2 protein-coding genes and 1 pseudogene are annotated in these 2,673 nt (G+C 71.4%); 1 reads left to right on the forward strand and 2 read right to left on the reverse strand.

The genetic code is table 11. The annotated features are described in order from the left end of the window. A partial coding sequence (locus AC1D15_RS25890; RefSeq protein WP_477828247.1) for a M66 family metalloprotease occupies nucleotides 1-1,145 on the reverse strand: 1,145 nt, incomplete at its 3' end. Nucleotides 1,146-1,252: 107 nt separating this feature from the next. On the opposite strand from AC1D15_RS25890, the gene AC1D15_RS25895 reads away from it, so the two are divergent. Next, a complete protein-coding gene (locus tag AC1D15_RS25895) occupies nucleotides 1,253-2,314 on the forward strand; it encodes a transporter (RefSeq protein ID WP_477828248.1) in 1,062 nt (353 codons plus the stop codon). A gap of 6 nt (nucleotides 2,315-2,320) precedes the next feature. On the opposite strand, the pseudogene AC1D15_RS25900 reads toward AC1D15_RS25895, so the two are convergent. Then, nucleotides 2,321-2,673 (reverse strand): annotated as a pseudogene (locus AC1D15_RS25900) (MFS transporter); the annotation flags it as partial.

Below are 2,673 nucleotides of genomic sequence, written 5' to 3' on the forward strand. Positions count from 1 at the left end.
CCGCCGGAGGTGCCGACACCGCCGCCGCCGAGCCCGCCGCCGGTCGATGCGGCGACCTGCCGGCCGCCGTCCACCGTCTGCACGAAGCCGTAGAAGCCGGCCGCGAAGTTGCCGTCCCGGTTCGCGGCGGGACCGCGCATGTCGCTGAGCAGCCTGTAGATGCGGGCGTTGGTGTCGCCGCCGGCCGCCTTGAAGTCGGCCCACGAGCCGAAGCTCATCGCCGGGTAGCAGAACTGGTCGTCGTTGCGGGCCGGCACGGCCAGCTGGTCGAGCGTGACGGCACCGGTCGTCACCTGGGCGAGGTTCGCGACCGGCAGCTTCTGCAGGTACTCCTGGTCGAGCGTGTAGCCGTTGGTCGACGCCGACGACAGCGCCCAGTCCGGCACCACAGACTGCGCCGCGCGCGCGCCGAACAGGTAGACCGGAATCGTGTGGTGCGTCAGCGTGGTGGCCGGCGTGACGCTCAGCGCCACGCTGCGCGGCGACGAGAAATCGCCCTGGCCGACCTCGAGCGTCGCGCCGATCTGGATCCACTCGCGCGGCAGCAGCGCGCTGTACTTGACGGCGGAATAGGCCGGGCGGCCGCCGTCGGTGGCGGGCAGCTTCGCCGGGGCGTTCATCGTCAGCGGGCCGAGCGTGCGGCCGTCGGCCAGCTTGGCGCGCACCACCAGCGACGTCACGTTCGCAGACGGCTGCACCATCAGCAGCGCGGCGCGGTCGGCCACCAGCAGCAGGCGCTTGGTGACCTTGTTCTTCACGTCGTTGGCCGATTGCATGCCGCGGCCGGTGGGCGGGATGACGTGGGTCTGCGCGAGCTCGACGCTGGTGAGCGCCGGGGTCGCCGTGGGGGCGGGGGCCGGGGCGGGCGAGGGTGCCGGAGCGGGGGCTGGCGCAGGCGACGGCGCGGGTGCGGGCGAAGGAGCCGGGGCCGGGGAAGGAGCCGGTGCGGGCGATGGGGCGGGCGAAGGCGACGGTGCGGGGGCCGGAGCAGGTGCGGGAGCAGGTGCGGGAGCCGGCGAGGGCGTCGATGCCGGCGGCGAACCGGCGGGCGTGTCCCCGTCATCCTTGCCACCGCAGGCGGCGAGCGCGACGGCGGTGAACAGCAAGGCGATGTGGGTCGTCGTGGACAGGGGCAGGCGCTTCATGCTTCGGTGGGGACGGGTTGCAGCGCCGCGATGATCAGCGAAGTTCCGTGAAAGCGCATTCATGGCGTTTCACCTTTTCTGTTCTTACACCCGCTTGCAAAGCCGGCATGTCATCAAGCCGTGTTCTCATCGCGGGTTGCCGCGCATGCATCACAGGAGGAGCGCCCATKCCCATCACTTACGGAGCCCAGCAGAACGGCCTGCTGTGCGGCTACCGCTTCTCGCCGACCGAATGCGGCGAGCCGATCGACCTGGCCCAGGCCGTCGAGTGGCTGAAGCAGCCGGCCGGCGATGCGTCCTTCATCTGGCTGCATTTCGACCTCACCGCGGCCACCTCGCAGGCCTGGATGCAGGCCAACCTGCCGCTCGCGCCGGAGTTCTTCGAGGCGCTGCAGCAGGGCTCGCGCTCGACGCGCATCGAGGACGCGCAGGACAACCTGATCGCCGTCGTCAACGACGTGGCCTATGAATTCGCGTTCGACCCGTCGGAGATCGCGACGCTGTGGATGAGCGTCGACGCGCGGCTGGCCGTCAGCGCGCGGGCGCACCCGCTGCGCTCGATCGACCGGCTGCGCGAGGCGGTGAAGCAGGGCGTGCGCTTCGGCTCGTCGGTCGACCTGCTGAACCACCTGCTCGAGGACCAGGGCGACGTGCTGGTGCGCATCGTGCGCGAGGCCACGCTGAAGGTCGACAGCATCGAGGACAGCCTGCTGCGCGGCCGCCTCGACCGCCGGCGTGCCGAGCTCGGCCAGCTGCGCCGCGTGCTGGTGCGGCTGCAGCGCCTGCTGGCGCCGGAGCCGGGCGCGCTGTTCCGGCTGCTGCGCCAGCCGCCGCCCTGGGTGGCGGCGACCGACCTCGACGAGCTGCGCCAGGCCACCGAGGAGTTCTCGCTGGTGATCCGCGACCTCGCGGCGCTGCAGGAGCGCATCAAGCTGCTGCAGGAAGAGATCGCCGCGCAGGTCGGCGAGCAGACCAACCGCAGCCTGTTCACGCTGACGATGGTCACGGTGCTGGCGCTGCCGATCAACATCACGACCGGCTTCTTCGGGATGAACGTCGGCGGCATCCCGTTCGGCGAGCACAAGCACGGCTTCCTCGTAGTGGTGCTGTTCGTCGTGGTGTTCACTGCGGTGGCGGGCTGGCTGGCGTTCCGCAACCGGGATCGCTGACGGCTGTCAACGCCACATCCGCACGGCCAGCGCCAGCGCTGCCGCGCCGGCCGACAGCGCCGTCACCGCCATCCAGCCCCAGTGCGCGAGCGCCACGCTGCCCAGCGCCGAGCCGGTCGCCATGCCGATGAACACCGTCGTGAACAGCACCGCGTTGAGGCGGCTGCGCGCGCCGGGGTCGATGCCGTAGACGATGGTCTGGTGCGCGATCAGCGCGACCTGGATGCCGAGGTCGAAGCCGATCGCGCTCGCGACCAGCAGCCCGAGCTGCGCCTGCGGCGGCACGAACGGCATCAGCCCCATCACCGCGAACGACACCAGCACCAGGCCCGCACCGACGCGCGTCACCAGCTCCGGCC

The sequence above is a fragment of the Rhizobacter sp. P2_H2 genome (assembly GCF_056403375.1).